The following is a 24520-nucleotide window of genomic DNA, read 5'->3' as shown; positions in this document are numbered from 1 at the left end:
GGCAGGAAAGCACGCATGTTTGATTTTAGAAATGAAGGATTCGTCTTCACGATCTCACCCTTTGAGCGTGTTGTTGATAACGAAACCGATCCGGTTAATCACGTCTGGGACTGGATTAAGTCTTATGTGGAGTTTTCCGTCAGCGGAGTGAAGGTGCAGTTTCAGACTGAGTTTACCGTCGGCGAACTGAGGGAGCTGCGCGCAACATTTTCTCGATACTACAAGGCGGTAATGGCCCGCCATGAAATTGAATCTTTTAGTTTTCGCAGCCAGCTCAACCAGCTCAATATGGTTCTGAGTAAGGTCACGGGTGATGATATCGTGATTATTGAATATGTTCTTCGTCCGGAAGACCATGCTGATAGCGTTCAGATAAAGGGCGAACTGGCTATTAATGAGAGTTACTTCCCGGACATTCTCAGGCAGCTGGAGGAGATGATCAGCTGGCCGGAATAAAATTCTGATTTATCCGCCATCTCTTGAAGTGGGCAATCGCAATCGGGATTTGCCAATTAGCAGCGAGATTACTGGGGAAGTTAAGGGCTTTTACATCGATTAACAGACGATCCAGCTCGTTAACCATGACTTCACTTATGTCGGAATTCATGGGGCCGACGTCTGGCAGTCAAATAAAAACGGGACATAACGTCTGTCCCGCTAATCTCAATCCTGTGGCTGGCCGACCGGGCCTTCGCCTTCGCTGGCGCCAGGTACTGACTGCTTGCTGGGCGCGTGTGGACGTCCGTCACTGCCCACCGCATCGTTGTGTTGCATACAGCCGGCCAGGGTAACCAATGTCAGGGCCGCTAAGGCTGCCTTCATCAAACCACTCATTTTGCTCTCCCTCTGTTACGAACCGCGTAATCGTTAACGCACTGAGAAATAAGCAAAGCCACGAATACGCCTTTACGCAAGCGAAGCGCGTACAGTTGTCTTCTTTACTCTTAGCGGTCCTGCGCCAGCGTTTCAACGCGACGTCGGTATTCTCCCGGTGTGCAGCCAAACTCACGGACAAACGCTTTGTGCAAGGAGGATTCGCTGGCGTAGCCGACGGCCAGAGCGATGTTGATTAACGGGGCTGTTTCGCGCGCCAGTCGCTGAGCGGCCAGTTGCAGACGAAGGGCGGTGAGCACGGCCAGCGGCGTGGTAGCGCTGAGCTGGCGGAACAGCAGCGCGAAGGAGGCGCGGGACATAAACACTTGCTGAGCCATGGCTTCTACCGTCCACGGTCTTTCCGGCGCGGCGCACAGCTGGGTGATTAAAGGACCAAGCCGTGGATGCAGAGCCAGGGAGAGTAAGCCAGGGTGCGCTGCGTGAGTTGAGAGCCCATGGCGCACCGCCAGTGTGAACAGGCTGCCAATCTGCTGGCTGCGAAGTGCGGCATCACCAGCAGTTGGCAGTGCGTCAGCACTCTGGGTGATGAACGGCAGCACCGCAGCCAGCCAGCGACCATCGCTGCTTGTGGGTTCGGGGGCCAGCATTAGCACTTCGGGCAGGGCGGTGAGGAAAGCATGCGCCGACGCGGGCAGTTCCAGCAGGCCGCATACCAGTTGGGTTGGCTGCGTATGGCGCTGATAAATACGATGCGCGGCGTTTTGCGGCAGAAATATGACGCTGCCAGCATTGAGTTCGACACCCGCAGTGACGGGCATATCCAGCATGACCGGGCCACCTGTGACCGTATGCCAGCGCACTGCGCACAGGTGCCCGGCGCTGTGCGGCAGTTGCCACTCACCGCTCAGCACGCAGTTCTTATCTATGCTGCCCTGTGGGTTATGCAGCAGCAGCAGTTGACTCAATGGATCCATCTGTTTTTTTCCTTATCCCTGAACTGCCCGCTTGATTCAGACGCAAAGACAAAAATACCAGCGTTGCGGCGAAATACGGCGCGGCAGCAAACCGTAAGCTTTGGGTGATGACTATTTTTGACGCTCATGGAGAACATCATGAACCATTATCAGGCAGCAATCATCGGATTTGGTAAAGCAGGTAAAACGCTGGCGGCCGCTCTGGGGCGCGCCGGATGGCGTGTCGCGATCATCGAAAAATCCCGCGAAATGTATGGTGGCACCTGCATTAATGTTGGCTGTATCCCAACGAAAGCACTGGTACACGATGTGCAACATCATGCCAGTTTTAGCGATGCCATGCAGCGCAAAGCGGCAGTATTAGAATTGTTGCGTGAGAAGAATTACCTCAACCTGGCCACTATTGCGCAGGTCGATATCATTGATGGTGAGGCGGAATTTGTGGATGCCCACACGCTGAAAATCACTTCCTCGCAGCAGGTCAGCCAGATTCATGCTGAGCGCATTTTTATCAATAGCGGTGCCGAAGCGGTGTTTCCCGCACTGGAAGGCTTAGTTGCCGGACCGCGCGTGGTTGACAGCAGCGGGATCCTGAATTTAACGCAACTACCGCAGCGGCTGGGGATCCTTGGCGGCGGTTATATTGGCGTTGAGTTTGCTTCCATGTTTGCCGGTTTTGGTAGCGAAGTGACGTTGTTTGAAAGTGCACCGCAATTTCTGGCGCGGGAAGATGATGATATCAGTGCGGCGATAGCCAGGATCCTGCAGGAGCAGGGCGTTAAGCTCGAGCTCAACACTGCATTACAGCGTGTTACCAGCGGTCGCGACAGCGTGACGCTGCATACCGCACAGGGCGATCGTGAAGTCGATGTGCTGCTGGTCGCCACGGGCCGTCGCCCGGCGACGAAGGCACTGAAACTGGAAAACGCGGGGGTGGTGACCGATGCGCGCGGCGCGGTGCGCGTCGATAAACAGCTTAAAACCTCTGTGGATCATATCTGGGCGCTGGGCGATGTTACCGGCGGACCACAGTTTACCTACATTTCGCTTGATGATTTTCGCATCGTTTACGATCAGTTGCTGGGTAAGGGCTCGCGCACCACCGAAGACCGCATTAACATCCCGTATTCCGTGTTTATGACGCCTGTGTTATCACGCATTGGTTTGACTGAAGCGCAGGCGCGCGCGCAGGGGCGGGATATTCAGGTGGTGACACTGCCGGTCGCCGCGATTCCGCGTGCGCGCGTTGTTGACGACACCCGTGGCATGCTGAAAGCCGTGGTTGATAATGGCAGCCAGCAGATTCTCGGCGTGGCGCTGCTGGCAGCGGACTCGCATGAAGTCATTAACATCGTGAAAACGGTAATGGATGCCGGGCTGCCGTATAGCGTGCTGCGTGACCAGATTTTTACCCACCCAACCATGAGCGAATCGCTCAATGATCTGTTTGCCCTGGTGAAATAATGCCGAACAGGACGCCCGCGTCGGGCGTCCCTATCGCACATCTAGCCGAGATTGCCGCTGAGGCGATCGCGGAAATCGCTGCTGCGGTTATCCAGGCCGGTGAAGGTGACGCTGGCGCCGTGCCGCTGGTAGCGGTACTCAATAGCGTCGAGCGCCGCCACGCTGGAGGCATCCCAAATCTGCGCGTGGGTCAAATCGATGGTGACGCGCTGCGGATCGTGGCCGTAGTCAAAATGCTCAAACAGATCGTTGCTGCTGGCGAAAAACAGCGGGCCGCGCACCGTGTAGTGCACCTGCTGGCCATCGTCGCTCAGCTGACGTTCGGCATCGATCACGTGAGCGATGCGGCGCGCAAACAGCATCATGGCGAGCATCACGCCCACCAGCACGCCAAGCGCGAGGTTACCGGTCCACACCGTGACGGCGACGGTCAGCACCATCACCAGCGTTTCCGACCACGGCATGCGTTTCAGCGTGGCCGGCTGCAGGCTGTGCCAGTTCACGGTTTTCACCGCGACCACCATCATAATGCCCGCCAGCACCACCATCGGAATCTGCGCCATGATTTGGCTCAGACCGGTGACCAGCAACAGCAGCACCAGCGCTGCGGCCACGGTGGACACCCGGGTACGCGCCTTGCCCAGCTCAACGTTAACAATGGTCTGGCCGATCATCGCGCAGCCGGCGATACCGCCGTAAAAGCCTGCCAGAATATTGCCGACGCCCAGCGCCCAGGATTCACGCCGCTTACCGGAAGGCGTATCGGTCATGTCATCCACCAGTTTGGCGGTCAGCAGGGATTCCATCAGGCCGACGAAGGCGACCGACAGCGCGGTGGGCCAGACAATCTGCAGCGTCTGCAAATTAAGCGGCACCAGCAGGGTATTGAAATCCGGCAGGCCGGCGCGCATTGGCCCTTCATCGCCGACGTTGGGCACGCGATAGCCCAGCAGCAGCGCGACAGCGGTGACAGCCACGATAGCCACCAGCGGCGAAGGCACGCTTTTAAGCACTTTGGGCAGCAGCAACACGATGGCCAGCGTGGCGGCGAACAGCAGCCACACCAGACCCGACTGGCCCCAGACGTGCGGCACCTGCGCAAAGAAAATCAGTATGCCCAGCGCGTTAACGAAGCCGATCATCACCGAGCGCGGAATATAGCGCATCATGCGCGACAGCCCGGCAAGGCCGAAAATGATCTGAATAAGACCGCCGAGGATCACCGCTGGCAGAATGTACTCCACGCCATGCGCGTGCACCATCGGTCCGATCACCAGCGCGACGGAACCGGCCGCCGCGGTGACCATCGCTGGCCGTCCTCCCAGAATCGACAGCGTCAGGCACAGCACCACCGAAGCGACAAGACTGACTTTAGGGTCGACGCCGGCAATCACGGAAAACGAAATCACTTCCGGTATCAGCGCCAGGGCGGTAATCACCCCGGCCAGGCACTCGCGGGTGAAAAGAGAAGGTGAACGCAGCACACGTGCGACCGTGATGTCGCTCGCTGTGGCTGCGGGGCGATCGGCAGTTTGACTCATCTGTTGCAGGCTCTTTTATTTGATGCGCATGCCGTCACGGCATAGCAATATTTAGTGGAAAAGTTAACGCGGGTGATGTTACCGGGGGATGACGCGAGGCGCCAGTAAAACGGGGCGATAGGGTTGATTCCATCCCTGGAATCCGCTGCGGCTACAGCGAAAAATCATCCGGAGTCTGGTGAACCACCAGCTCCAGCAGGTGACGGTAGACATCCAGCTGGACGACATCGGCTTCCTGCTCCAGCCGGCCAATCAGGGCGGCAATAATGGCCTTATTGGTCACCGGCATACCGCTGTGCAGGATTTCAGCAATGAGATGGCCCAGGACTTCCATCTCATTGGTTTCACTGTTAACGGCCTGTTTGAAATTGTCAGCGAGGACATCGCTGCTGTTGACGGCATTTTGCATGTGTAAGCCCTTAAGATTGGCTGATGGCCCAGCGGCCAGCACAACCAGGATGAAATATTTCCGCGCGGACAGGCGCGAAAAACCTGACTCACCACCCAACACAAAAAGACACCTCTGAAGGTGGAAATCCACAACACCTTCAGAGGCGACGCAACTGCATCATTCGTTACCGAATCGTTAACCGATTCATGGCGGCTAAAGTTATACAGTAACCCCTAATCTGTACAAGCGGCGGCTTGTGCATTTCGTGCTTATCAGGCTAATTTACTCAATATTATAGGGTATTTTGCCGAAAAAAGTTATACAGGCAAGCTGTACATACGACCTGACCGGGCCTTTTTGCGACTTAAGTGAAACTGGTAATCTGCGTGCAGCACGACTAAATTTGCTGATGTAAGCAAACTTTTCATTCGCACGTCGCTTAGCTTATAATAACCTTCCCATTTAGTTAGAACTCTAACCATTAGGCCGCTACGCTTTGACTGACCATCCACAACCGTTTTCCCGTCTGTTGCATCTTACTGCCCATGCGTGGCGGCTGGCGGTTGATCGTCGCCTGAAAGAGAGCGGTTTGAGTATGAGTAGCTGGCTGGCAATTGCCAGCGTAGCGACTGCCAGTGAACCGCCGACGCAAAAGGCGCTGGCACAGCTATTGGGGCTGGAGGAAGCCAGTGTGGTGCCGCTGGTCGATCGGCTGGTGAAACAGCAACTGCTGGCACGGGTGCAGCCAAAGGAAGATCGTCGCAAGCGCCTGCTGGTGTTAACCGAGCAGGGCAACGAGGCGTTCGCTACGGTAAAAACGCAGGCGGATGCGCTGCGCGCCCAGCTGCTGGCCGATATCGATCCCGCCGCGCTGGCAGTGACCGAAAACGTGTTGCAGCAGCTGCTTGAACGCTTAGGAAACGTATAGCCGTGGCGAAACGTAACCCGTACGCCCCCCGCGAATGGCTGCCGCACGAAAAGCCGATGCTGCCGGGATCGCCCTCGACACCGCTGCATGCGCCATCGAAACGCATCGCGTTTGGCCTGATCGGCCTGCTGATCTCCATTACCGGCGCGCTGAGTAATGCGCTGGTGACCGCCAACCTCACCAATCTGCAGGGCACCTTCGCTGCGTACAGCAACGAAATTGCCTGGCTGCCGGCGGTCTACGTGATGGGCAATATCTCCATTAATCTGTTGCTGGTGAAGTTCCGCCAGCAGTTTGGTCTGCGGCTGTTTACCGAAGCCTTTCTGGTGCTGTACGTCATCGTGGCGTTTTTTCACATCCTCGCGAACGATCTCAGCTCGGCGATTATCGTGCGTACCGCGCACGGCATGGTGGGCGCGGCGCTCAGCTCGCTGGGCATCTATTATCAGATCCAGGCCTGGCCGGCGAAGCACCGTCTCAAAGCGCTGGTGATTGGCATCACTGCCTCACAGCTGGCGATTCCGCTGGCGCGGCTGTTCTCCAGCGAGCTGCTGCAGCTGGAGGAGTGGCGCGGCCTCTATCTGTTTGAACTGGGCCTGGCGATGATTGCGCTGGGCTGCGTGCTGGTGGTCAAGCTGCCGCCGGGCGACCGCATCAAAGCGTTCGAAAAGCTCGATTTCGTCACCTTTATGCTGCTGGCACCGGGCATGGCGTTATTGTGCGGCGTGCTGTCGCTCGGGCGCATTGAGTGGTGGTTCAGCACCCCCTGGCTTGGCGTCTGTCTGGCGCTGGCGCTGGTGCTGATTGTCGCGGCGGTGGTGCTGGAGCATAACCGCGCTAACCCGCTGATTAACACCCGCTGGCTGAGCAATGGCATGATCGTGCGGCTCGGCATCGTGATGATCATGATGCGCATCGTGCTGGCCGAGCAGAATACCGGGGCGGTGGGCTTTCTGCAGCAGCTGGGCCTGCTCAACGATCAGATGCGCGGACTGGCGCTAGCGATCATTGCGGGCGTGATCTGCGGCATGATTGCCAGCGCGCTGACCATTAAACCCAACCATCTGAGCTGGCCAATCGTGGTCTCGCTGGCCGTAATGATTGTCGCCTCGCTGATGGATGCGCAATCCAGCCCGCTGACGCGCGCCAGCAATCTCTACTTCAGCCAGTTTCTGCTCGGTTTCAGCAGTGCTTTTTTCCTTGGGCCAGCGATGCTGCTTGGCATCGGCGGCGTGGTGACTCAGCCGAAAAATCTGGTGAGTTTTGTCGTGCTGTTTGGCATGAGCCAGAATCTTGGCGGGCTGATTGGCTCCGCCATTCTCGGCACCTTCCAGACGTGGCGTGAAAAATATCACTCCAGCCTGCTGGGCGATCAGCTGTCGCTGCTCGATCCCAATGTGGTGGATCGCCTCAGCCAGTACAGCGCGCTGTTTCGCAGCCAGCTGGCGGACAGCGGCCTGCTCAGCGCGCAGAGCAGCAGTCAGCTGCAAACCGTGGCCACGCTGCAGGCCAACGTGCTGGCTTATAACGATACCTATTTACTGACCGCCGCGCTGGCAATGATAACGCTGATGTGGGTGCTGTGGCGCCTGACGCGGCTGCGTTATCTCAACTGGCGCCAGGCGCGACATAATCTGACTGAGCAACAGCAGCAGGCTGCGCCAGCAAACCGAACGGAGACCCCATGAGTCAACAGGACGATCTACAGGCTGCGGAGCGCGAGCGCACCAACCGCCGACGCATTCTCTCTATCGCCGCCGGGAGCGGTATCGCCATCGTGGGCGTGCTGGTGATTTTATACGCCTGGCAGCTGTGGCCCTTTACCAGCACCATCCAGTCAACGGAAAACGCCTACGTGCGCGGCCAGGTGACCTTTATCAGCCCGCAGGTCAGCGGCTACCTGACGAACGTTGAGGTGGTGGATCTGCAGCCGGTGCGCAAAGGACAGCTGCTGATGACCATTGACGATCGTATCTATCGCCAGCGTGTGCATCAGGCGCAGGCACAGCTGGCGATGAAGATCGCCGCGCAGAATAACAACCAGCAGCAGCAGAAGAGTGCGGAAGCCACTATCGCCAGCAATAAAGCCGCGCTGGAGAATGCCAAAGCGCAGGCGCTGAAAAGCAGTCTCGATTTGAAGCGGGTGGAAAATCTGGCGGCTGATGGCTCGCTGTCGGTACGCGAGCGTGACGCCGCGCGCGCAGCCAATGCGCAGGCTCAGGCCCAGCTGCGCCAGGCGGCAGCGCAGGTGGCGGTCTCGCAGCAGAATCTGCAAACCACCATCGTCAACCGCGCGGCGCTGGCCGGCGACGTAGCCAGCGCGCAGGCGGCACTGGAGCTGGCCAATATCGATCTGGACAATACGCGCATTATCGCGCCGGACAGCGGCCAGCTCGGTCAGCTGTCGGTGCGCAAAGGCACCTACGTTACTGCCGGCACGCGGCTGACCTCGGTGGTGCCGGATAATAAATGGGTGATTGCCAACCTGAAGGAAACCCAGCTGGCGCGCGTGCGCCCCGGTCTGCCGGTGTCGATCCGCGTTGATGCGCTGGACGGCAAGCGCTTTGACGGCCGCGTTGAGTTTATCTCGCCCGCCGCCGGATCTGAGTTCAGCGCCATCTCGCCTGATAACGCCACCGGTAACTTCGTGAAAATCGCCCAGCGCATTCCGGTGCGCATCAAAATTCTTGGTGACGATCTGCAGCAGCTGCGGCCGGGGATGTCGGTGGAAGTCGACATTGATACCGCCGCCGAACCACACCGGGATGCGTTATGAAGCGGCCGTTACTCGCGGCGCTCATCGCGCTACTGCTGACCGGCTGCGCCCGCGACGTGGAGCAGGCGCCGTCGTCGCTGCCGATTCCGCCCGGCTGGCGCCAGCAGGTCGGGCCCGCCGCCGCGCCGGAAGCGCAGTGGTGGCGCAGCTTTGGTGATGATCGCCTCAACTGGCTGGTGAACCAGGCGCTACAGCACAACAGCGATATTCTCATTGCCCGGTCGCGCGTCGATCAGTATCGCGCCGAGCTGCGCGCTGCGCAGGGCGACAACTTCCCCACGCTGTCGGCGGGCGTGGCGGCAACCCATCAGCGTGCGCTGTCAGCGGCGACCGGTCAGCCGTACGAAAGTGCGGTTTTTCAGGGACTGCTGCAGGCGAATTATGAGGTCGACTTATGGGGCAGCCGCAGCAACAGCATCCGCGCGGCGGAAGCCACGCTGGCGGCGCAGCGTGCGGCGGCCTCGGCAGCCGAGCTGACGGTGGCCAGTTCGGTCGCGTCCGGTTACCTCAGCCTGTGCGCGCTCGACGAGCAGCTGCGTGTGACCGAGGCCACGCTGGAAACGCGGCAGAACTCGCTGAACCTGGCGCAGCGTCAGTTCGAAACCGGCTATACCTCGCGGCTCGAATGGATGCAGGCGGCGTCGGAGTATCAGACAGCGAAAGCGCAAATTCCTCAGCTGCAGCATCAGATCGCCCAGCAGGAGAACGCGCTCAGCATTCTGGTCGGCATGAATCCGCGCCAGATTGCACGCAGCAGCCAGTTCGACCAGCTGCGACCCCACGCACTGCCGGCGCTGCTGCCGTCGCAGCTGCTGAATCGCCGGCCTGACATAGTCCAGGCGCAGCGCCTGCTGCTGGCGAGCGACGCGTCGCTGGCGGCGGCGCAGGCACAGCTGCTGCCATCGCTCAACCTGACGGCGTCCGGCACGCTGCAGAGCAGCCAGCTACACGATCTGCTGGATAATCCGTTCCGCCTGTGGAGCATCGGCGGCAGCGTGCTGGCACCGCTGCTCAACCGCGAAGCGCTGACCGCGCAGGTGGATGTGGCGATGGCGTCGCGCAACCAGGCGCTGTACGGCTACGAAAGGGTGGTGCGCAACGCCTTTGCCGAGGTGGATAACGCGCTGGATGCCATTACGCGCAGCCAGCAGCAGCTGACAGAGTTGCAGGCGCAGGAGCGCTACGTTGCCGAGGCGTGGCAGATTGCGCGCAACCGTTATCAGAATGGCTATGCGTCCTATCTCGATGAGCTTGATGCGCAGCGCACGCTGTTCAGCACCCAGCTGAATATTGTGGCGGTGAAAAACACGCTGCTGCTGGCGCAAATCGATCTCTACCGCGCCCTCGGCGGCGGCTGGCAGGGTTAATCATCATGCCGCAGCCGCCTGGCTGCGGTTATAAATGACGTCTTAAGCCCGTTCACCCCGCTTTCACAACAGCACCAGCCCGAACTTAAGTGGTTCATGCTTTTTTTTACTTGTCTTTACAATTAGTGGTATTATCCGCGGCGCTTTACACAGTCTGAACGGAACTATGCAGGGGTTGTTGCCTGCACGGTCGCGTGGTTGCGCGGCTTGCCATGACAGGGGAAGAAAAGGAAATGATGAATAAAAAAGCCACGCTGGCACTGCTGGTTGCAGCGGTATTAATCACCGGCTGTGCATCGCGCACGGCACCGATCCAGAACGTCAGCCAGACGGTCGCACAGAGCTACAGCGATCAGCAGATGCAGCGGGCAATCGTGGAAGCTGGCGCGGCCAATCACTGGGTGATCTCACCGGCGGGTCCGGGCGTAATGAATGGTCTGCTGGCAGAACGCGGCCACACGGCGAATATCCGTATCACCTACACTGCTAACAGCTACCGCATTGATTACGTCAGCAGCACCAATCTGAAAGCAGGCAGTGGCCAGATTCACCGTAACTATAACCGCTGGATTCAGAACCTGAACCAGGGCATCCAGACCCGTCTGGCGGTGCAGGCGGTAAAATAAGTCATCACGCGCGCCGCTAACAGTTAATCGTAAAGTTAGCCGGCACGCTGCCGAAATAGAAACAGGCGGACCCGATGTCCGCCTGAGAACTCGGCGACATCCGCGTGAGGCGGATGACTGGAATAGAGAGCAGGGAAGGGATGCCGCGCAGCGAAAATCTGACCATCCCTGAGGCTGAAGAAAGAATGCAGGTATGAAACTCGCTTACTCCCTTGTTGACTGGCATGCCATCGCGCCGGGCCACAGCAGCGCCGAAGACTGGCAGCGCTGGGCGCAACACGCGCCGGTACTGGATGCCTGCCTGGCTATCGCCAAACCTCAGTTTTTACCGATGATGACTGCCCGTCGTCTCAGCCCCGGCAGCCGTGCCGCCGTTGAGTGCGGCCTTGCGCTGCTGGCCCGACAGTCGGTTGACGCCGTGGTGTTTACCAGCCGCCATGGCGAACTGGAACGCAATCTGCGTATTCTGCGTACGCTCGCGGACGGCCAGCCGCTATCCCCCACCGACTTCGCGATGTCGGTGCACAACTCGGCGGTCGGCAGCCTGACCATCGCCGCACGTCAGCCATTGGTGTCATCGTCAATTTCTGCCGGTATCGACAGCTTCCAGCAGGGCCTGCTTGAGATTACCACGCTGCATCAGGCCGGTTACCAGCAGGTGCTGCTGGTGGATTTTGACGGGCTGGTGCCCGACTACTACCGCCCGTGGCTGCCGGAGATCGCTACTTTTAATGCACCCTACGCGGTTGCGCTGCTGCTGCGCGCCGGCGAAGCGTGGCGCTGTACGGCGACCGCCGCCCGCTCTCAGCCCGATGCGCTGCCGCAGAGCCTGCAGTTTCTGCATGCAATGCTGAGCGAGACGGCGGATTTCACCCTGACCGGCGAGCGTCATCAGTGGCGCTGGAAGCGTGCTCATGGCGGATAACGCTATGCCGATGCGCCAGCGGCGCGGTGGCAACTATTACTGGCGGCTGGTGATGACCGCGCTTTGCTTCAGCCTGTTCAGCATTGGCGGTCTGTTGCTGTCGCTGATCTGGTTCAACCTGCTGCTGCTGATTCAGCGTGACGGTCTGCGCCGGCGGCAGATCGCGCGCCGCAGCATTGCGTGGAGCTTTCGCTGCTTTCTGCGCTTCTGCCGTTTTGTCGGCGTGTATGACTATCAGATGCTGGGCGCAGAAGCGCTGCGTCAGGATCGCGGTTGCCTGATTGTCGCCAACCATCCGTCGCTGATCGATTACGTGATGATCGCCTCGCTGTTGCCCGAGATGGACTGCCTGGTGAAGGCCGACCTGCAGCACAACATTTTCTTCCGCGGCGTCATTAAATCAGCCGATTACCTGATCAACAGCGAGGCGGAGACGCTACTGCCGGATAGCCAGCAGCGGCTGGCACGCGGCGATACCATTCTGATTTTCCCCGAAGGGACGCGCACCCGCTACGGCCAGCCGCTGCAACTGCAGCGCGGTGCGGCAAATATTGCGGTGCGCGCCGGATGCGATCTGCGCGTGATTCATATCACCTGTACCCAGCGTATGCTCGACAAGCAAAGCCGCTGGTATCAGATTCCGCTGGTTAAACCGGTTTTTACGGTACGCGTACAATCGCGTATTGCCAGCCACGCCTTTCACGAAGCGGATGAGGATGCGCAGCCGCTGGCCGCGCGCCGTTTGACGCGTTATCTGCAACAGGCGCTGGTGCCTGAAGAGACAAAGTAAGTTATGCAAGCACTGATTGACGACATTAAAACCATGATTATCGACACGCTGAATCTGGAAGATATCAGTCCGGATGATATCGATAGCGATGCACCGCTGTTTGGCGAAGGGCTGGGGCTCGACTCGATCGATGCGCTGGAGCTGGGACTGGCGGTGAAAAACCGCTTCGGCGTGCAGCTCTCCGCCGAGAGCGAAACGCTGCGGGCGCACTTTTTTTCCGTGGCCACGCTGGCCGCTTTTGTTGAACAACAGCAAGCCTGAGAACCGTCGACATGAATAAACAAGATATTTACCAGGAAGTGGCGACGCTGCTGACTACGCTGTTCGAAATTGATCCGGACGAGATTCGCCCGGACGCTCGCCTGTATGAAGATCTGGAACTCGACAGTATTGATGCGGTTGACATGGTGGTGCATCTGCAAAAACGCACCGGACGTAAGATCAAGCCAGAAGCCTTCCGCGCGGTGCGCACCGTACAGGACGTGGTTGACGCCGTCGACCAGCTGATGCGCGACCAGGCCTGATAAACGCCATGCACAGGCTGTTGCAGCTGCTGAACGCGCTGGCGCTGATCGCCTGGCCATTGCTGGTATGGCTGGCGCTGACTCACCCGCAGTGGCGCGGCGTGCTGGTGCTGCTGGCGCTGGTGTTTGCGGCGCGCATCTGGAGTCTGCGTCAGGCGCAGGGCGCGCTGAACCGCACGCTGCTGCTGCTGGCGCTGATCGGCTGCCTGCTGTCTCTCGCCAGTATCGTGTTGCGGGCGCAGCATCTGCTGCTGTGGTATCCGGTGGTGGTGAATGGCCTGTTGCTTCTGCTGTTCGCCGCGTCGCTGTTCAGCCCGATGCCGCTGGTAGAGCGCCTGGCGCGCCTGCGTGAACCTCAGCTGCCGCCGCGTGCCGTTCGTTATACCCGACGCGTGACGCAGGTGTGGTGCGGGTTTTTTATTTTCAACGGCAGCGTGGCCCTGACTACCTGCCTGCTGAGTCATATCCGGCTATGGACACTCTGGAACGGGTGCATCAGCTATGTGCTGATGGGCGCGCTGATGGGCGGCGAATGGCTGCTGCGTCAGCGCATGAGGAAACACGCATGAAGGCCTTGGCGATTCGCGACTGGCTGCACGGCGCCGATCGTCTCGTAGCCTGGCAGGGGCAACAGCAGCATACGCTGGCGCAGATGCGGCAGCAGGTGCTGGGCTTAACCCATCAGCTACAGGCGCAGCCTGGCGCACGCTGGGCGCTGTGCTTTGACAACAGTTACCACTTTACCGTGGCGCTGCTGGCGAGCTGGTACGCCGGCAAAACGCCGGTCATCCCGGGCCACTGCCGCGCAGCGCAGCTGGAAGAGATGCACGACAGTCTTGATGGCGTGATCAGCGATATGCCGCTGGCGGTCACCCTGCCACAGCTACGCTGGGACGGCGCGCTGGCGCAGGGCGCCCTGCCAGATATAGCGGCGCAGGCGAGTCTGGTGCTGTTCACCTCCGGCTCAACCGGAACGCCTCGTTGCGTGGTCAAATCACTGCGCGCCATGGATCTGGAAGCTCAGTGGCTGGCCGATCTGTGGGGCACGCGTCTGCAGGGGTGTCACGTCATTGCCTCGGTAAGCCATCAGCATCTGTATGGCCTGAGTTTTCGCATTATTCTGCCGATGGCGCTCGGCCTGCCGTTCGCCGCGCAGCAAATTTTTTATGGTGAGCAACTGGCGGATCAGCGTGCCGATCGCCGCTACGCCTTTATCAGCAGTCCGGCATTTTTGCGCCGGCTGGACACGGCGCTGGTGGCGCCGCCTTGTGCACTGATTGTCTCCGCGGGCGGCGCGCTGCCGGGCGCGGATGCGCAACGCGCGCAGCAAACGCTGGACTGCGCGGTGGATGAAATTTACGGCAGTACCGAAACCGGGGTGATCGCGTGGCGCCGGGCCAGCGATGACGCTGCGCTGTGGCAGTGCTTCCCCCACGTCTCGCTGCGCGAGATCGCGCCGCAGCGCTGGCAGGTCTTCTCCGATCTGCTGGAGAGCCGCGCGGGCTGTGCGCTGGACGACCGTATCGTGCAGCAGCCGTCGGGCCGGTTTCAGCTGGCAGGGCGCCAGGATCGGGTGGTGAAAATTGAAGACAAGCGCGTGTCGCTGAGCGAAGTAGAGCGTCGCCTGCTGGCGCTGCCTGGTGTGGAAGATGCCGCCGCGCTGGCGATTCAGCGTCACGGCCGCCATGCCATCGCGGTGGTGCTGGCGCTGCCGCAGCTGCCAGACGCCGCCACGCTGCACCAGCGTAAACAACAATGGAAACGCGCGCTGCAACCCTGGCTGGAGCCGGTCGCCATGCCGCGCTACTGGCGGGTGGTAACGACGATTCCTGTCACCGCGCAGAGCAAACGCGCATGGCCGCAGATAGAGGAACTGTTTGATGTTACCGGTTGAATTAGAGGCGCAACAGCAGGATGGCACGCTCACCCTGCGCCTGCTGGTGGCTGCCGACCTGCTGTGGTTTCGCGGCCACTTCCCGACGCTGCCGATTCTGCCGGGAGTGGCGCAGCTTGACTGGGTGCTGCACTACGGCCTGACGCGCCTCGCGCCGGATAAGAGTTTTGCCTCGATTGAAAACATCAAATTCCAGCAGCCGGTGCCGCCGGATGCGCAGCTGGAGCTGCAGTTGCAGTGGCTGCCGGAAAAGTCGCTGCTGAGTTTTCGCTACGCGCTGCTGCGCGGTGCGCAGGCTGAGGTCGCCAGCAGCGGGAAGATTCGCCTGTGCTGAGTGCCTCTTTTGCGCCCTGCGTGCTGATTCCCTGCTACAACCACGGTGCCATGCTGGCGTCGGTGCTGGCGCGGCTGGCCCCGTTCAACCTGCCGGTGATCGTGGTCGACGACGGCAGCGATGCCCGGACCAAACAGCACATCGCTGCGCTGGATGCGCCGCAGCTCCGGGTGCTGACGCTGCCGCACAACCAGGGTAAGGGAGCGGCGGTGATTGCCGGACTGCGCGCCGCCGCGGCTGCGGGCTTCAGTCATGCGCTGCAGCTGGACGCCGACGGACAGCATCAGGTGGAGGACACACCGCGCATGCTGGCAGAGGCCGAACGCTATCCGCACTGCCTGATCTCCGGCCAGCCGCAGTACGATGCCTCAATCCCGAAATCCCGGCTCTATGGTCGCTACATCACCCATTTCTGGGTATGGGTGGAAACGCTGTCGTTCTCGCTGAAAGACAGCATGTGCGGTTTCCGCGTCTATCCGCTGGCAGCCTCGCTTGAGCTGTGCGATCGCCGCGCTATTGGCCAGCGCATGGATTTTGACACCGAGATCATGGTGCGCCTCTACTGGCAGGGCACGCCGAGCCGGTTTATCCGCACGCGCGTGACCTATCCGCCGAGCGGCGTCTCACACTTTGACGCGCTGCACGACAACCTGCGTATCTCGTGGATGCACACCCGCCTGTTCTTTGGCATGCTGCCACGCATCCCGCAACTGCTATCCCGCCGGCGTCAGCAGGCGCACTGGGCAGCGACGCCAGAGCGCCGCGGCCAGTGGGGGCTGCGCTTTATGCTGTGGCTGTACCAGCGTGCCGGCCGCCTGCCGTTTATTCTGCTGCTGTGGCCGGTGGTGGCGGTGTACTGGCTCAGCGGTCGCGCGGCGCGGGCGGCGTCGCAGCAGTGGCTGACGCGCGTACAGGCCGTGGCGCATCAACAGCAGATTGCGCTGCCGCAGCCGCTCAGCAGCTATCGCCACTTCCTGCGTTTTGGCAACAGCATGCTGGATAAAGTCGCCAGCTGGCGCGGTGACCTGCAATGGGGACGCGATATCGACTTCGCGCCCGGTGCGGAAACGGTGATTCGCGCCGCTGAAGGCAAAGGTCAGCTGATTCTCGCCTCGCATCTGGGCGATATCGAAGCCTGCCGGGCGATGGCGAAGCAGGTCAGCGGTCTGGTGATCAACGCGCTGGTGTTCACCGACAACGCCCAGCGCTTCCGCGCGGTGCTGGAGAGCATTGCGCCGCAGGCGGGCGTCAATCTGCTGCCGGTCAGTGATATCGGCCCGGACACCGCAATTTTACTGCAGCAAAAGCTGGATGCAGGTGAGTGGGTGGCCATTGTTGGCGACCGCACCGCCGTGCAGCGTCAGCGCGGCGGCGAACGGCGCGTGGTGTGGAGTGAATTCATGGGCCAACCGGCACCGTTCCCGCAGGGACCCTTTGTGCTGGCGGCGGCGCTGCGTTGTCCGGTGCTGCTGATGTTCGCGCTGCGCCAGCAGGGCAAACTGCGCGTGCACTGCGAGGCCTTTGCCGATCCTTTACCGCTGCCGCGCAATGGGCGACAGCAGGCGCTGCAGGCGGCGGTCGATCGCTATGCTGCGCGCCTGCAGCATCATGCCCTGCTGGCACCGCTGGACTGGTTTAACTTTTACGATTTCTGGGCTCTGCCCGAAGAGGAGCAACGCGATGCGTGACGCAAGCTGGCGCGCGGAGATTGAACGGGTGGTCTCGTTTCATGACTGCGATCCGATGGGCGTGGTGTGGCACGGCAACTATTTCCGCTACTTCGAAGTGGCGCGTGAAGCGCTGCTGCGCAGTATCAACTACAGCTATGCAGAGATGAGCGCCAGCGGCTACGTCTGGCCGGTGGTCGATACCCGGGTTAAATACCGCCTGCCGCTGCGCTGTGAAGAGGCCATTCGTGTTGAAGCCAGCATCAGCGAATATGAGAACCGGCTGCGCATCGATTATGTCATCCGTAACGCTGCCGGGCAGGTGACCACCAAAGCGCACACGCTGCAGGTGGCGGTCAGCGCCAGCACGCAGGAGATGTGCTTTGTCTCGCCGGATATTCTGCTGCAGCGTTTGGGGGTGTCATCATGATTCGTCTGGTCTGCCTGCTGCTGACGCTGCTCAGCGCCAGCGCCAGCGCGGTGACGCTGGAACAGCTACAGCAGCGCTTTGCCAGCCAGCCGGTGATTCGCGCCAGCTTTGTTCAGGTACGCAGCATCGCTGGAATGGCGCAGCCGCTGGTGTCGCGCGGCCAGCTGTTGATTGCTCAGCAGCAGGGGCTGTGGTGGCACCAGGCGACACCGTTTCCGATGACGCTGATTCTGGATGATCACCGCATGGTGCAAAGCATGAGCGGCCAGCCGCCGCAGGTGATCACCGCAGACAGCAATCCGCAAATGTTCCAGTTTAACCATCTGCTGCGCGCGCTGTTCCAGGCGGATGAGCAGGTACTGCGCGAGAATTTTGTGCTCGATTTCCGCGATGATGGTGGCGACGGCTGGCAGCTGAGCCTGACGCCGAAAGCGGCACCGCTGAATAAGATCTTCAACCGCATCGATCTGCAGGGCGCGGCGTATCTCAACCGCATTACGCTGGATGACCGCCAGGGCGATAAAACGGAAATCACTCTGAGCGATACCCGTACGCAGCCCGGCCAACTGACTGATGAAGAGCGAGCCCGTTTTGCCGCAGCGCAGTGAGATTTTTGCCGCGCGCGCGTGGCTGGCCGTCTGTCTGATGCTGATGCTGGCGCTGGCCTGGTTACTGCCGCGCAGCCACATTAACAGCAGCGTGCTGGCTCTGCTGCCGCAGCAGAATCTTGGCCAGGCACCGGCAGAGATTCAGCAGGGCTTTATGCAGCGGCTCGACCGCCAGCTGGTGTGGCTGGTGAGTGCGCCCGGTGCGGACGGTGACGCCGCCGCTGCGTGGTGGCAGGCGCAGCTCCGGGCACTGCCGATGCTCAGTGAGGTCAGCGGCGCGCTGGATGATGATCAGCTGCAGCGCTGGGGAAGCTTTGCTTATCAGCATCGCAACGGGTTGATCGATCCGCTGACGCGTGCGCGACTGCAGCACGGCGGCGGCGCGCAGGCCGACTGGATTCTGGCGCAGCTGTTTTCGGCGTTTGCCGGGGTGAGCAGCAAAGAGCTTGCCGGTGACCCGCTGCTGCTGGTGCGTGGCGCGCAGCTGGCGCTGCAGCAGAACGCCAGCAAAATGGTGCTGCACAACGGCTGGCTGACGGTCAGCGATGCGCAGCAGCGCCGCTGGTATTTTCTGCACGGCGAACTGGTACATAACGCCTTCAGCATGGCGCAGAGCCATCAGCTGGTCAGCGCGCTGCATCAGCTTGAGCAGCAGTTGAAACAGCGCTGGCCGCAGGCGCAGCTGCTGACGCGCGGCACGGTGCTGTTCAGCGACGATGCCAGCCAGCGCGCGCAGCATGATGTTGCCACGCTGGGCAGCGTGACGCTGGGCGGTTTGCTGCTGCTGGTGTGGCTGGTGTTTCGCTCACTGCGGCCGCTGGCGCTGAGCGCGCTGTCGGTGGCCATCGGGGCGATGGCCGGCACCGTGTTCACGCTGCTGTTTTTTGGTGAGCTGCATCTCACCACGCTGGTGATGAGTCTCAGTATTGTCGGCATCTCGGCCGATTATACGCTGTACTACCTGACGGAACGCATGGTGCACGGTGAGCACGCCACACCGTGGCAGAGTCTGCATAAAGTGCGCGGTACGCTGCTGCTGGCGCTGGGCACCACGGCGATCGCCTGGCTGCTGATGCTGCTGGCACCGTTTCCCGGGCTGCGCCAGCTGGCGGTATTCGCCGCCAGCGGCCTGAGCGCCTCGTGCCTGACGGTGATCTGTTTCTATCCGTGGCTGGTGCGCGGCCTGCCGGTGCGACCGGTGCCGATGATGGTGTGGCTGGCGCGCTGGCTGGCCGCGTGGCGCCGCCAGCGCGGGCTGCGCGTCGGGTTACCGCTGCTGGTGGCCCTATACGCGCTGAGCGGCATCTTACAGCTGCGCGTCGACGATAATATTGCTCATCTGCAGAGCGCGCCGGCGCAGCTGCTGGCGCAGGATCGCCAGCTGGCGCAGCTCACCGGGCAGCAGGCCGATCAAACCTGGTTTGTGGTCTGGGGTGATAACGAGCAGCAGGTGTTGCAGCGGCTTAATGCGCTGGCGCCCGAACTGCAGCGCGCGCAGCAGCAGGGCTGGCTGGCGAGCTATCGCCTGCTGCCGCTCAGCACGCTGGAACAGCAGCAGCAGGATGTCGCGCTGTTACAGCAGGCGGCCCCGACCATCATGGCGCGTCTGCAACAGGCCGGTATCCATCTGGCGCAGGCCAGTCTGCAGCCGATGCCGGTCAGCGTGCAGGCGTGGCTGGCGAGTCCGCTGAGTGAAGGCTGGCGGCTGCTGTGGCTGTCGCTGCCTGACGGACGCAGCAGCGTGCTGGTCCCGGTGAGCGGCGTGCAGAACAGTGCCGCGCTGCAAAAGCTGGCGACAGCGCAGGCAGGCGTGAGCTGGGTTGATCGCAAGGCCCGTTACGATGAGCTGTTTGGCTTCTGGCGCACGCTGCTAAGCGGCCTGCTGGCGCTGGCGCTGCTGCTGATCACCGTCAGCTACACCCTGCGCCTTGGCCTCAAAGCCGGGCTACGCAGCGCGCTGCCGTCATGGCTGTCGCTGGCGGCCGCGCTGGCCACGCTCGGCTGGCTGGGGGCCAGTCTGAATCTGTTTGCGCTGCTGGCGCTGATTCTGGTGCTGGGCATTGGCATCAATTACACGCTGTTTTTCAGTAATCCACGCGGCACGCCGCTGACATCGATGCTGGCGGTGACGCTGGCGATGATGACCACGCTGCTGACGCTGGGCATGCTGGTATTCAGCAGTACCAGCGCTATCAGCAGCTTTGGTACCGTGCTGTGCAGCGGAATTTTTTGTGCATTTTTACTGGCGCCGCTGGCGCTGGCGGGCGGAAAAAGGAAATCACGATGAGAATGGGTGCGTTACTGCTGGCGCTCAGCCTGCTGCTGAGCGGATGTGCGTCTCACCATGACGAGTCCAGCCGGCCCACGGCCTGGCTCAAACCTGGCGTGCGCGTCACGCTGCCGGCACCGGGCATCTCACCCGGCTTTCAGCAGCAGCAGTTGCTGACCGGGCGCGTGAAGGGCAAAACCCAGTCATTGCTGGTGCTGCTCAGCGCGGATGCGCAGCAGATCTCGCTGGCCGGGCTGTCGTCGCTTGGCATCCGGCTATTCCGCGTCACTTACGATCAACAGGGGATTCATACCCAGCAGATGATGGCGCTGCCCGACCTGCCGCCAGCCAGCCAGGTGCTGGCCGATATTATGCTGAGCTACTGGCCGGTCAGCGCGTGGCAGCCGCAATTGCCGTCCGGCTGGACGCTGCGCGATGTGGGCGACCGGCGCGAATTGCGCGATGCTTCCGGCCAGCTGATCAGCCAGATTCATTATCTGCAGCGCGGGGAACAGCGTGAGCCGATTAGCGTCGATCAGCGCGCCTTTGGCTATCAGATTCACATCCAGCATCTGGACGCCTCCTCATGATTTACCTGTCGGCTTTTGGCATGGTCAATGCGCTGGGCAGCAGCCTGGCGCAGATTGCCGCCCAGCTACAGCAGGGCACAGCGCCCGGCATGCAGCCGCGTGACGGCTGGTTAGCGCAGGGCAAGCGCTGCTGGCTGGGTGAAGTGCCGGGCGCGCTGCCGCCGGTACCGGCTGCACTGGCGGCGCATGATACGCGCAACAATCGTTTGCTGCTGGCGGCGCTGCAGCAGTGTCAGCCGGCGCTGGATGAGGCGATTACGCGCTATGGTCGCGCCCGCGTGGCCATCGTGCTGGGCACCAGTACTTCCGGCGTGGATGAGGGCGATCGGCAGACGGACGGCGGCCATGCCGGTTATGACTACCGGATGCAGGAACTGGGCGATCCGTCGCGCTTTCTGGCGCACTATCTGCAGCTGGATGGCCCGGCGTACACGATTTCTACGGCCTGCTCCTCCAGCGCGCGCGCCATCATCAGCGGGGCGCGGCTGATTGCTGCCGGTCTGGCCGACGTAGCACTGGTGGGCGGTGCGGACTCGCTCAGCCGCATGCCGATTAACGGCTTTGCCAGCCTTGATTCGCTGTCGGAACATCACTGCGCACCGTTCAGCGCCGGGCGCGACGGAATTTCGATTGGCGAAGCAGCGGCGCTGCTGCTGCTGACGCGCGAGCCACAGCCACTGGCGCTGCTGGGCTGCGGTGAATCGTCAGATGCCTGGCACATGTCAGCGCCGCATCCGCAGGGCGTGGGCGCGGAAGCCGCCATGCGCATGGCGCTGCAGCAGGCCGGTTTGCAGCCGCACGAGGTGGGCTATATCAATCTGCACGGTACCGCCACGCCGCTCAACGATCAGGTTGAAGCGGCGGTGATTCACCGTCTGTTCGGTGACGCCGTGCCGTGCAGTTCCACTAAGCACCTCACCGGCCACACGCTGGGCGCAGCAGGCGCCACCGAAGCCGCGCTGGCGGCCCTGATTATCCAGCAACAGTTGTCGCTACCGCCGCAGGATTTTTCGCACGCGACGCAGGATAGTACGCTGCCGCCCTGTGGACTGCTGACTGTGGCACAGCCGCTGGCGCGCCCGGTGATTGCCTCCAACTCATTTGCCTTTGGCGGGAACAATACCTGCCTGATTGTAGGATCTTCGCATGAATGATTTTTTGCCGGTGGGCGATTACCTGCCGCACCGCGCGCCGCTGCTGCTGCTTGAGCGCGTGCTTGACGTCACGCCAGACAGCGTTGTCTGTGCGGTCACGGTGAGCCCGCACGGCGTGCTGGCACCGTTTCTCACGCCGCAGGGCGAGCTGCCGGCGTGGTTTGGCGTCGAGATCATGGCGCAGACCGTGGGCGTCTGGTCCGGCTTTCATGCCCGCCAGCGCGGCGCCAGTGACATCCGCCCCGGCATGCTGCTGGGCGGGCGCGGCTATCGTGCCAGTGCGCCCACCTTCGCGGCACACAGTGAGTTGCAGATTGAGATGCACCTGCTGATGCGCGATGACAAGCTGGGCAGTTTTGAGGGCGAGATCCGCTGCGGCACCAGCCTGCTGGCCAGCGGACGACTGAACACCTACCAGCCCGACGACGACGAATTAACCCGATTAGCGCAACAAGGAACCGAGTGATGACCCGCAGCGTATTAGTAACCGGGGCCAGTAAAGGTATTGGCCGTGCCATGGCTTTACGTCTGGCCGCCGACGGATTTGATATTGTGGTGCATTACCACCGCGACGCCGCCGGTGCGCAGCAGACGCTGGCGCAGATCGTTGCCGCAGGCGGCCGCGGCCGCACGCTGCAGTTTGACGTGGCACAGCGGGAAGCCACGCGTAACGCGCTGGAGCAGGATATCGCCGCGCACGGGGCTTATTATGGTGTGATCAGCAATGCGGGCATTACCCGCGACGGCGCTTTTCCGGCGCTCACCGAAGATGAATGGGACAGCGTGATCCACACCAACCTCGACAGTTTCTACAACGTGATTCATCCCTGCGTCATGCCGATGATCGGCCTGCGCCAGGGCGGACGCATCATTACCCTCTCTTCGGTATCTGGCATGATGGGCAACCGCGGGCAGGTCAACTATAGCGCGGCCAAGGCCGGCATCATCGGCGCCACGAAAGCGCTGGCGATTGAACTGGCGAAACGCAAAATCACCGTTAACTGTATCGCGCCAGGTTTGATCGATACCGGCATGACCGATCTTGAGCCACAGGTAATCGACGAAGCGCTGAAAATCATTCCGATGAAACGTATGGGCGCGGCAGACGAAGTCGCTGGCCTGGCCAGCTATCTGATGTCGGATATCGCTGGCTACGTTACGCGGCAGGTGATTTCCATCAACGGAGGAATGTTGTGATGCAGCGGGTAGTGGTTACCGGTATGGGCGGCGTCACCGCTTTCGGTGAGAGCTGGAGCGCGGTGGCGCAGCGCATTAAACAAGGCCAGAATGCGGTACGTAAAATGCCGGAGTGGCAAGTCTATGATGGGCTGCACACGCTGCTGGGCGCGCCGATCGATGACTTCACGCTGCCGCCGCACTACACGCGTAAACGCATCCGCGCCATGGGCCGCGTCTCACTGCTGGCGACGCGTGCCACCGAGCTGGCGCTGGAGCAGGCCGGCCTGATTGACCATCCGGTGCTGACCAGTGGTGAAACCGGCATCGCCTATGGGTCTTCGACCGGCAGCACCGGTCCGGTGAGCGAATTCGCCACCATGCTGACGGAAAAGCACACCAACAACATCACCGGCACCACCTACGTGCAGATGATGCCGCATACCACTGCGGTTAACGCCGGACTGTTTTTTGGTCTGCGCGGTCGCGTGATCCCCACGTCCAGCGCCTGCACTTCCGGCAGCCAGGCGATTGGCTACGCGTGGGAAGCCATTCGCCATGGCTATCAGACCGTGATGGTCGCGGGCGGGGCAGAGGAGCTGTGCCCCTCGGAAGCCGCCGTGTTTGATACGCTGTTTGCCACCAGCCAGCGTAACGACGCGCCGCACACTTCGCCGGCACCGTTCGATCAACAGCGCGACGGTCTGGTGATTGGCGAAGGGGCGGGCACGCTGATTCTGGAATCGCTGGCACATGCGCAGGCGCGCGGCGCGACCATCTATGCGGAGCTGGTCGGTTTTCACACTAACTGTGACGCGGCCCATATCACTCAGCCGCAGCGTGAAACCATGCAGATTTGTATTCAGCGCGCGCTGGACAGCGCAGGGGTGACGGCAGCGCAGATTGGTTACATTAACGCACACGGTACCGCCACCGATCGCGGCGATATTGCCGAAAGCCAGGCGACGGCAGCAATTTTTGGCAATCGTACACCCATCTCTTCGCTGAAAAGCTATTTCGGTCACACGCTGGGTGCCTGCGGCGCGCTGGAAGCGTGGATGAGTATTGAGATGATGCGTGAGGGCTGGTTTGCGCCCACGCTGAATTTGACGCAGCCCGCCGCCGAATGCGGTGAGCTGGATTACATCACTGGCGCGCCCCGGCAGCTACAGACCGATTACGTTCAGTCAAACAACTTTGCTTTTGGCGGTATCAACACCTCGCTGGTGTTTAAACGCTGGCGCGACGCCTGAGTCTC

27 protein-coding genes are annotated in these 24520 nt (G+C 61.3%); 23 read left to right on the top strand and 4 right to left on the bottom strand.

Annotation, left to right across the window (positions count from 1 at the left end):
- The first annotated feature begins 15 nt into the window (after positions 1-15).
- The gene (locus AC6I7J_RS12290) at positions 16-456 is read left to right on the top strand and encodes a WapI family immunity protein (RefSeq protein ID WP_498005798.1); all 441 of its coding nucleotides are present in this window, start codon (positions 16-18) and stop codon (positions 454-456) included.
- Between the two features lie 207 nt (positions 457-663).
- On the opposite strand, the gene AC6I7J_RS12285 is transcribed toward AC6I7J_RS12290, so the two are convergent.
- A complete protein-coding gene (locus AC6I7J_RS12285) occupies positions 664-822 on the bottom strand; it encodes a hypothetical protein (RefSeq protein ID WP_278426562.1) in 159 nt (52 codons plus the stop codon).
- A 122-nt stretch (positions 823-944) separates the two neighbouring features.
- A complete protein-coding gene (locus AC6I7J_RS12280; protein WP_498005796.1) occupies positions 945-1808 on the bottom strand; it encodes a helix-turn-helix domain-containing protein in 864 nt (287 codons plus the stop codon).
- A 138-nt stretch (positions 1809-1946) separates the two neighbouring features.
- On the opposite strand from AC6I7J_RS12280, the gene rclA reads away from it, so the two are divergent.
- Positions 1947-3272 carry a reactive chlorine resistance oxidoreductase RclA gene (gene rclA / locus AC6I7J_RS12275; RefSeq protein WP_498005794.1) on the top strand — a complete coding sequence of 442 codons (1326 nt, stop codon included), beginning with the start codon at positions 1947-1949 and terminating at the stop codon, positions 3270-3272.
- A gap of 41 nt (positions 3273-3313) precedes the next feature.
- Here rclA and AC6I7J_RS12270 read toward each other — a convergent pair whose 3' ends face one another.
- Both AC6I7J_RS12270 and AC6I7J_RS12265 read right to left on the bottom strand, forming a co-directional pair.
- A complete protein-coding gene (locus AC6I7J_RS12270) occupies positions 3314-4813 on the bottom strand; it encodes a SulP family inorganic anion transporter (RefSeq protein ID WP_498005792.1) in 1500 nt (499 codons plus the stop codon).
- A gap of 151 nt (positions 4814-4964) precedes the next feature.
- Positions 4965-5222, bottom strand: coding sequence for a biofilm/acid-resistance regulator YmgB/AriR (locus AC6I7J_RS12265; protein WP_058759735.1), 258 nt, complete (start codon positions 5220-5222; stop codon positions 4965-4967).
- A gap of 478 nt (positions 5223-5700) precedes the next feature.
- Here AC6I7J_RS12265 and AC6I7J_RS12260 point away from each other — a divergent pair, with 478 nt between their 5' ends.
- From AC6I7J_RS12260 to AC6I7J_RS12160, 21 genes are all read left to right on the top strand, one after another.
- Complete coding sequence (locus tag AC6I7J_RS12260; RefSeq protein ID WP_058759700.1) at positions 5701-6132, top strand: MarR family winged helix-turn-helix transcriptional regulator; 432 nt, start codon at positions 5701-5703, stop codon at positions 6130-6132.
- 2 nt (positions 6133-6134) lie between these two features.
- The gene (locus tag AC6I7J_RS12255) at positions 6135-7820 is read left to right on the top strand and encodes an MFS transporter (RefSeq protein WP_132465245.1); all 1686 of its coding nucleotides are present in this window, start codon (positions 6135-6137) and stop codon (positions 7818-7820) included.
- A complete protein-coding gene (locus AC6I7J_RS12250; protein ID WP_088516450.1) occupies positions 7817-8908 on the top strand; it encodes an HlyD family secretion protein in 1092 nt (363 codons plus the stop codon). The genes AC6I7J_RS12255 and AC6I7J_RS12250 overlap by 4 nt, the downstream gene beginning before the upstream one ends.
- Entirely contained in the window at positions 8905-10275 is a 1371-nt protein-coding gene (locus tag AC6I7J_RS12245) for an efflux transporter outer membrane subunit (RefSeq protein ID WP_498005789.1), read from the top strand. The genes AC6I7J_RS12250 and AC6I7J_RS12245 overlap by 4 nt, the downstream gene beginning before the upstream one ends.
- 236 nt (positions 10276-10511) lie before the next feature.
- On the top strand, positions 10512-10901 hold the full coding sequence (locus AC6I7J_RS12240) for a hypothetical protein (RefSeq protein WP_058759697.1): 390 nt from the start codon (positions 10512-10514) through the stop codon (positions 10899-10901).
- Positions 10902-11094: 193 nt separating this feature from the next.
- A complete protein-coding gene (locus tag AC6I7J_RS12235; protein ID WP_498005787.1) occupies positions 11095-11826 on the top strand; it encodes a beta-ketoacyl synthase chain length factor in 732 nt (243 codons plus the stop codon).
- A complete protein-coding gene (locus AC6I7J_RS12230; RefSeq protein WP_021508264.1) occupies positions 11816-12616 on the top strand; it encodes a lysophospholipid acyltransferase family protein in 801 nt (266 codons plus the stop codon). The genes AC6I7J_RS12235 and AC6I7J_RS12230 overlap by 11 nt, the downstream gene beginning before the upstream one ends.
- Positions 12617-12619: 3 nt before the next feature.
- Positions 12620-12877 carry a phosphopantetheine-binding protein gene (locus tag AC6I7J_RS12225; RefSeq protein WP_021508263.1) on the top strand — a complete coding sequence of 86 codons (258 nt, stop codon included), beginning with the start codon at positions 12620-12622 and terminating at the stop codon, positions 12875-12877.
- An 11-nt stretch (positions 12878-12888) separates the two neighbouring features.
- The gene (locus AC6I7J_RS12220) at positions 12889-13140 is read left to right on the top strand and encodes an acyl carrier protein (RefSeq protein ID WP_021508262.1); all 252 of its coding nucleotides are present in this window, start codon (positions 12889-12891) and stop codon (positions 13138-13140) included.
- A gap of 8 nt (positions 13141-13148) precedes the next feature.
- Entirely contained in the window at positions 13149-13709 is a 561-nt protein-coding gene (locus AC6I7J_RS12215; RefSeq protein ID WP_021508261.1) for a COG4648 family protein, read from the top strand.
- Positions 13706-15034: an AMP-binding protein gene (locus tag AC6I7J_RS12210; protein WP_498005785.1), complete on the top strand. Its 1329-nt coding sequence runs from the start codon at positions 13706-13708 to the stop codon at positions 15032-15034. Before AC6I7J_RS12215 ends, AC6I7J_RS12210 begins: the two co-directional genes overlap by 4 nt.
- Entirely contained in the window at positions 15021-15368 is a 348-nt protein-coding gene (locus tag AC6I7J_RS12205) for a 3-hydroxyacyl-ACP dehydratase FabZ family protein (RefSeq protein WP_152391134.1), read from the top strand. Before AC6I7J_RS12210 ends, AC6I7J_RS12205 begins: the two co-directional genes overlap by 14 nt.
- Positions 15362-17056, top strand: coding sequence for a glycosyltransferase family 2 protein (locus AC6I7J_RS12200; RefSeq protein ID WP_498005783.1), 1695 nt, complete (start codon positions 15362-15364; stop codon positions 17054-17056). The genes AC6I7J_RS12205 and AC6I7J_RS12200 overlap by 7 nt, the downstream gene beginning before the upstream one ends.
- Positions 17049-17465 (top strand): acyl-CoA thioesterase, encoded by a 417-nt coding sequence (locus AC6I7J_RS12195; protein WP_021508257.1) that lies wholly within the window; start codon positions 17049-17051, stop codon positions 17463-17465. Before AC6I7J_RS12200 ends, AC6I7J_RS12195 begins: the two co-directional genes overlap by 8 nt.
- Complete coding sequence (locus AC6I7J_RS12190; RefSeq protein ID WP_152391132.1) at positions 17462-18073, top strand: outer membrane lipoprotein carrier protein LolA; 612 nt, start codon at positions 17462-17464, stop codon at positions 18071-18073. The genes AC6I7J_RS12195 and AC6I7J_RS12190 overlap by 4 nt, the downstream gene beginning before the upstream one ends.
- Positions 18039-20360: an MMPL family transporter gene (locus AC6I7J_RS12185; protein WP_498005780.1), complete on the top strand. Its 2322-nt coding sequence runs from the start codon at positions 18039-18041 to the stop codon at positions 20358-20360. Before AC6I7J_RS12190 ends, AC6I7J_RS12185 begins: the two co-directional genes overlap by 35 nt.
- Entirely contained in the window at positions 20357-20932 is a 576-nt protein-coding gene (locus tag AC6I7J_RS12180; protein WP_059010480.1) for a DUF3261 domain-containing protein, read from the top strand. Before AC6I7J_RS12185 ends, AC6I7J_RS12180 begins: the two co-directional genes overlap by 4 nt.
- A complete protein-coding gene (locus AC6I7J_RS12175; protein WP_394516234.1) occupies positions 20929-22086 on the top strand; it encodes a beta-ketoacyl-[acyl-carrier-protein] synthase family protein in 1158 nt (385 codons plus the stop codon). The genes AC6I7J_RS12180 and AC6I7J_RS12175 overlap by 4 nt, the downstream gene beginning before the upstream one ends.
- A complete protein-coding gene (locus tag AC6I7J_RS12170; RefSeq protein WP_260641305.1) occupies positions 22079-22552 on the top strand; it encodes a hotdog family protein in 474 nt (157 codons plus the stop codon). The genes AC6I7J_RS12175 and AC6I7J_RS12170 overlap by 8 nt, the downstream gene beginning before the upstream one ends.
- On the top strand, positions 22552-23283 hold the full coding sequence (locus AC6I7J_RS12165) for a 3-ketoacyl-ACP reductase FabG2 (RefSeq protein WP_058759685.1): 732 nt from the start codon (positions 22552-22554) through the stop codon (positions 23281-23283). Before AC6I7J_RS12170 ends, AC6I7J_RS12165 begins: the two co-directional genes overlap by 1 nt.
- Positions 23283-24515: a beta-ketoacyl-ACP synthase gene (locus AC6I7J_RS12160; RefSeq protein ID WP_058759684.1), complete on the top strand. Its 1233-nt coding sequence runs from the start codon at positions 23283-23285 to the stop codon at positions 24513-24515. The genes AC6I7J_RS12165 and AC6I7J_RS12160 overlap by 1 nt, the downstream gene beginning before the upstream one ends.
- Positions 24516-24520 lie beyond the last annotated feature (5 nt).

The sequence above is a fragment of the Type-C symbiont of Plautia stali genome (assembly GCF_059730935.1).
Note: the sequence above shows the minus strand (reverse complement) of the source record. Positions and strands in the feature narration are given on the sequence as shown.

What these genes read in the sequence shown, in the direction of transcription:
- AC6I7J_RS12280 (WP_498005796.1), bottom strand. Translation starts at nt 1,808, where the DNA reads ATGGATCCATTGAGTCAACTGCTGCTGCTGCATAACCCACAGGGCAGC.
- AC6I7J_RS12230 (WP_021508264.1), top strand. Translation starts at nt 11,816, where the DNA reads ATGGCGGATAACGCTATGCCGATGCGCCAGCGGCGCGGTGGCAACTAT.
- AC6I7J_RS12235 (WP_498005787.1), top strand. Translation starts at nt 11,095, where the DNA reads ATGAAACTCGCTTACTCCCTTGTTGACTGGCATGCCATCGCGCCGGGC.
- AC6I7J_RS12165 (WP_058759685.1), top strand. Translation starts at nt 22,552, where the DNA reads ATGACCCGCAGCGTATTAGTAACCGGGGCCAGTAAAGGTATTGGCCGT.
- AC6I7J_RS12245 (WP_498005789.1), top strand. Translation starts at nt 8,905, where the DNA reads ATGAAGCGGCCGTTACTCGCGGCGCTCATCGCGCTACTGCTGACCGGC.
- AC6I7J_RS12285 (WP_278426562.1), bottom strand. Translation starts at nt 822, where the DNA reads ATGAAGGCAGCCTTAGCGGCCCTGACATTGGTTACCCTGGCCGGCTGT.
- AC6I7J_RS12215 (WP_021508261.1), top strand. Translation starts at nt 13,149, where the DNA reads ATGCACAGGCTGTTGCAGCTGCTGAACGCGCTGGCGCTGATCGCCTGG.
- rclA (WP_498005794.1), top strand. Translation starts at nt 1,947, where the DNA reads ATGAACCATTATCAGGCAGCAATCATCGGATTTGGTAAAGCAGGTAAA.
- AC6I7J_RS12160 (WP_058759684.1), top strand. Translation starts at nt 23,283, where the DNA reads ATGCAGCGGGTAGTGGTTACCGGTATGGGCGGCGTCACCGCTTTCGGT.
- AC6I7J_RS12210 (WP_498005785.1), top strand. Translation starts at nt 13,706, where the DNA reads ATGAAGGCCTTGGCGATTCGCGACTGGCTGCACGGCGCCGATCGTCTC.
- AC6I7J_RS12290 (WP_498005798.1), top strand. Translation starts at nt 16, where the DNA reads ATGTTTGATTTTAGAAATGAAGGATTCGTCTTCACGATCTCACCCTTT.
- AC6I7J_RS12190 (WP_152391132.1), top strand. Translation starts at nt 17,462, where the DNA reads ATGATTCGTCTGGTCTGCCTGCTGCTGACGCTGCTCAGCGCCAGCGCC.
- AC6I7J_RS12240 (WP_058759697.1), top strand. Translation starts at nt 10,512, where the DNA reads ATGAATAAAAAAGCCACGCTGGCACTGCTGGTTGCAGCGGTATTAATC.
- AC6I7J_RS12185 (WP_498005780.1), top strand. Translation starts at nt 18,039, where the DNA reads ATGAAGAGCGAGCCCGTTTTGCCGCAGCGCAGTGAGATTTTTGCCGCG.
- AC6I7J_RS12220 (WP_021508262.1), top strand. Translation starts at nt 12,889, where the DNA reads ATGAATAAACAAGATATTTACCAGGAAGTGGCGACGCTGCTGACTACG.
- AC6I7J_RS12205 (WP_152391134.1), top strand. Translation starts at nt 15,021, where the DNA reads ATGTTACCGGTTGAATTAGAGGCGCAACAGCAGGATGGCACGCTCACC.
- AC6I7J_RS12265 (WP_058759735.1), bottom strand. Translation starts at nt 5,222, where the DNA reads ATGCAAAATGCCGTCAACAGCAGCGATGTCCTCGCTGACAATTTCAAA.
- AC6I7J_RS12175 (WP_394516234.1), top strand. Translation starts at nt 20,929, where the DNA reads ATGATTTACCTGTCGGCTTTTGGCATGGTCAATGCGCTGGGCAGCAGC.
- AC6I7J_RS12270 (WP_498005792.1), bottom strand. Translation starts at nt 4,813, where the DNA reads ATGAGTCAAACTGCCGATCGCCCCGCAGCCACAGCGAGCGACATCACG.
- AC6I7J_RS12170 (WP_260641305.1), top strand. Translation starts at nt 22,079, where the DNA reads ATGAATGATTTTTTGCCGGTGGGCGATTACCTGCCGCACCGCGCGCCG.
- AC6I7J_RS12250 (WP_088516450.1), top strand. Translation starts at nt 7,817, where the DNA reads ATGAGTCAACAGGACGATCTACAGGCTGCGGAGCGCGAGCGCACCAAC.
- AC6I7J_RS12225 (WP_021508263.1), top strand. Translation starts at nt 12,620, where the DNA reads ATGCAAGCACTGATTGACGACATTAAAACCATGATTATCGACACGCTG.
- AC6I7J_RS12195 (WP_021508257.1), top strand. Translation starts at nt 17,049, where the DNA reads ATGCGTGACGCAAGCTGGCGCGCGGAGATTGAACGGGTGGTCTCGTTT.
- AC6I7J_RS12180 (WP_059010480.1), top strand. Translation starts at nt 20,357, where the DNA reads ATGAGAATGGGTGCGTTACTGCTGGCGCTCAGCCTGCTGCTGAGCGGA.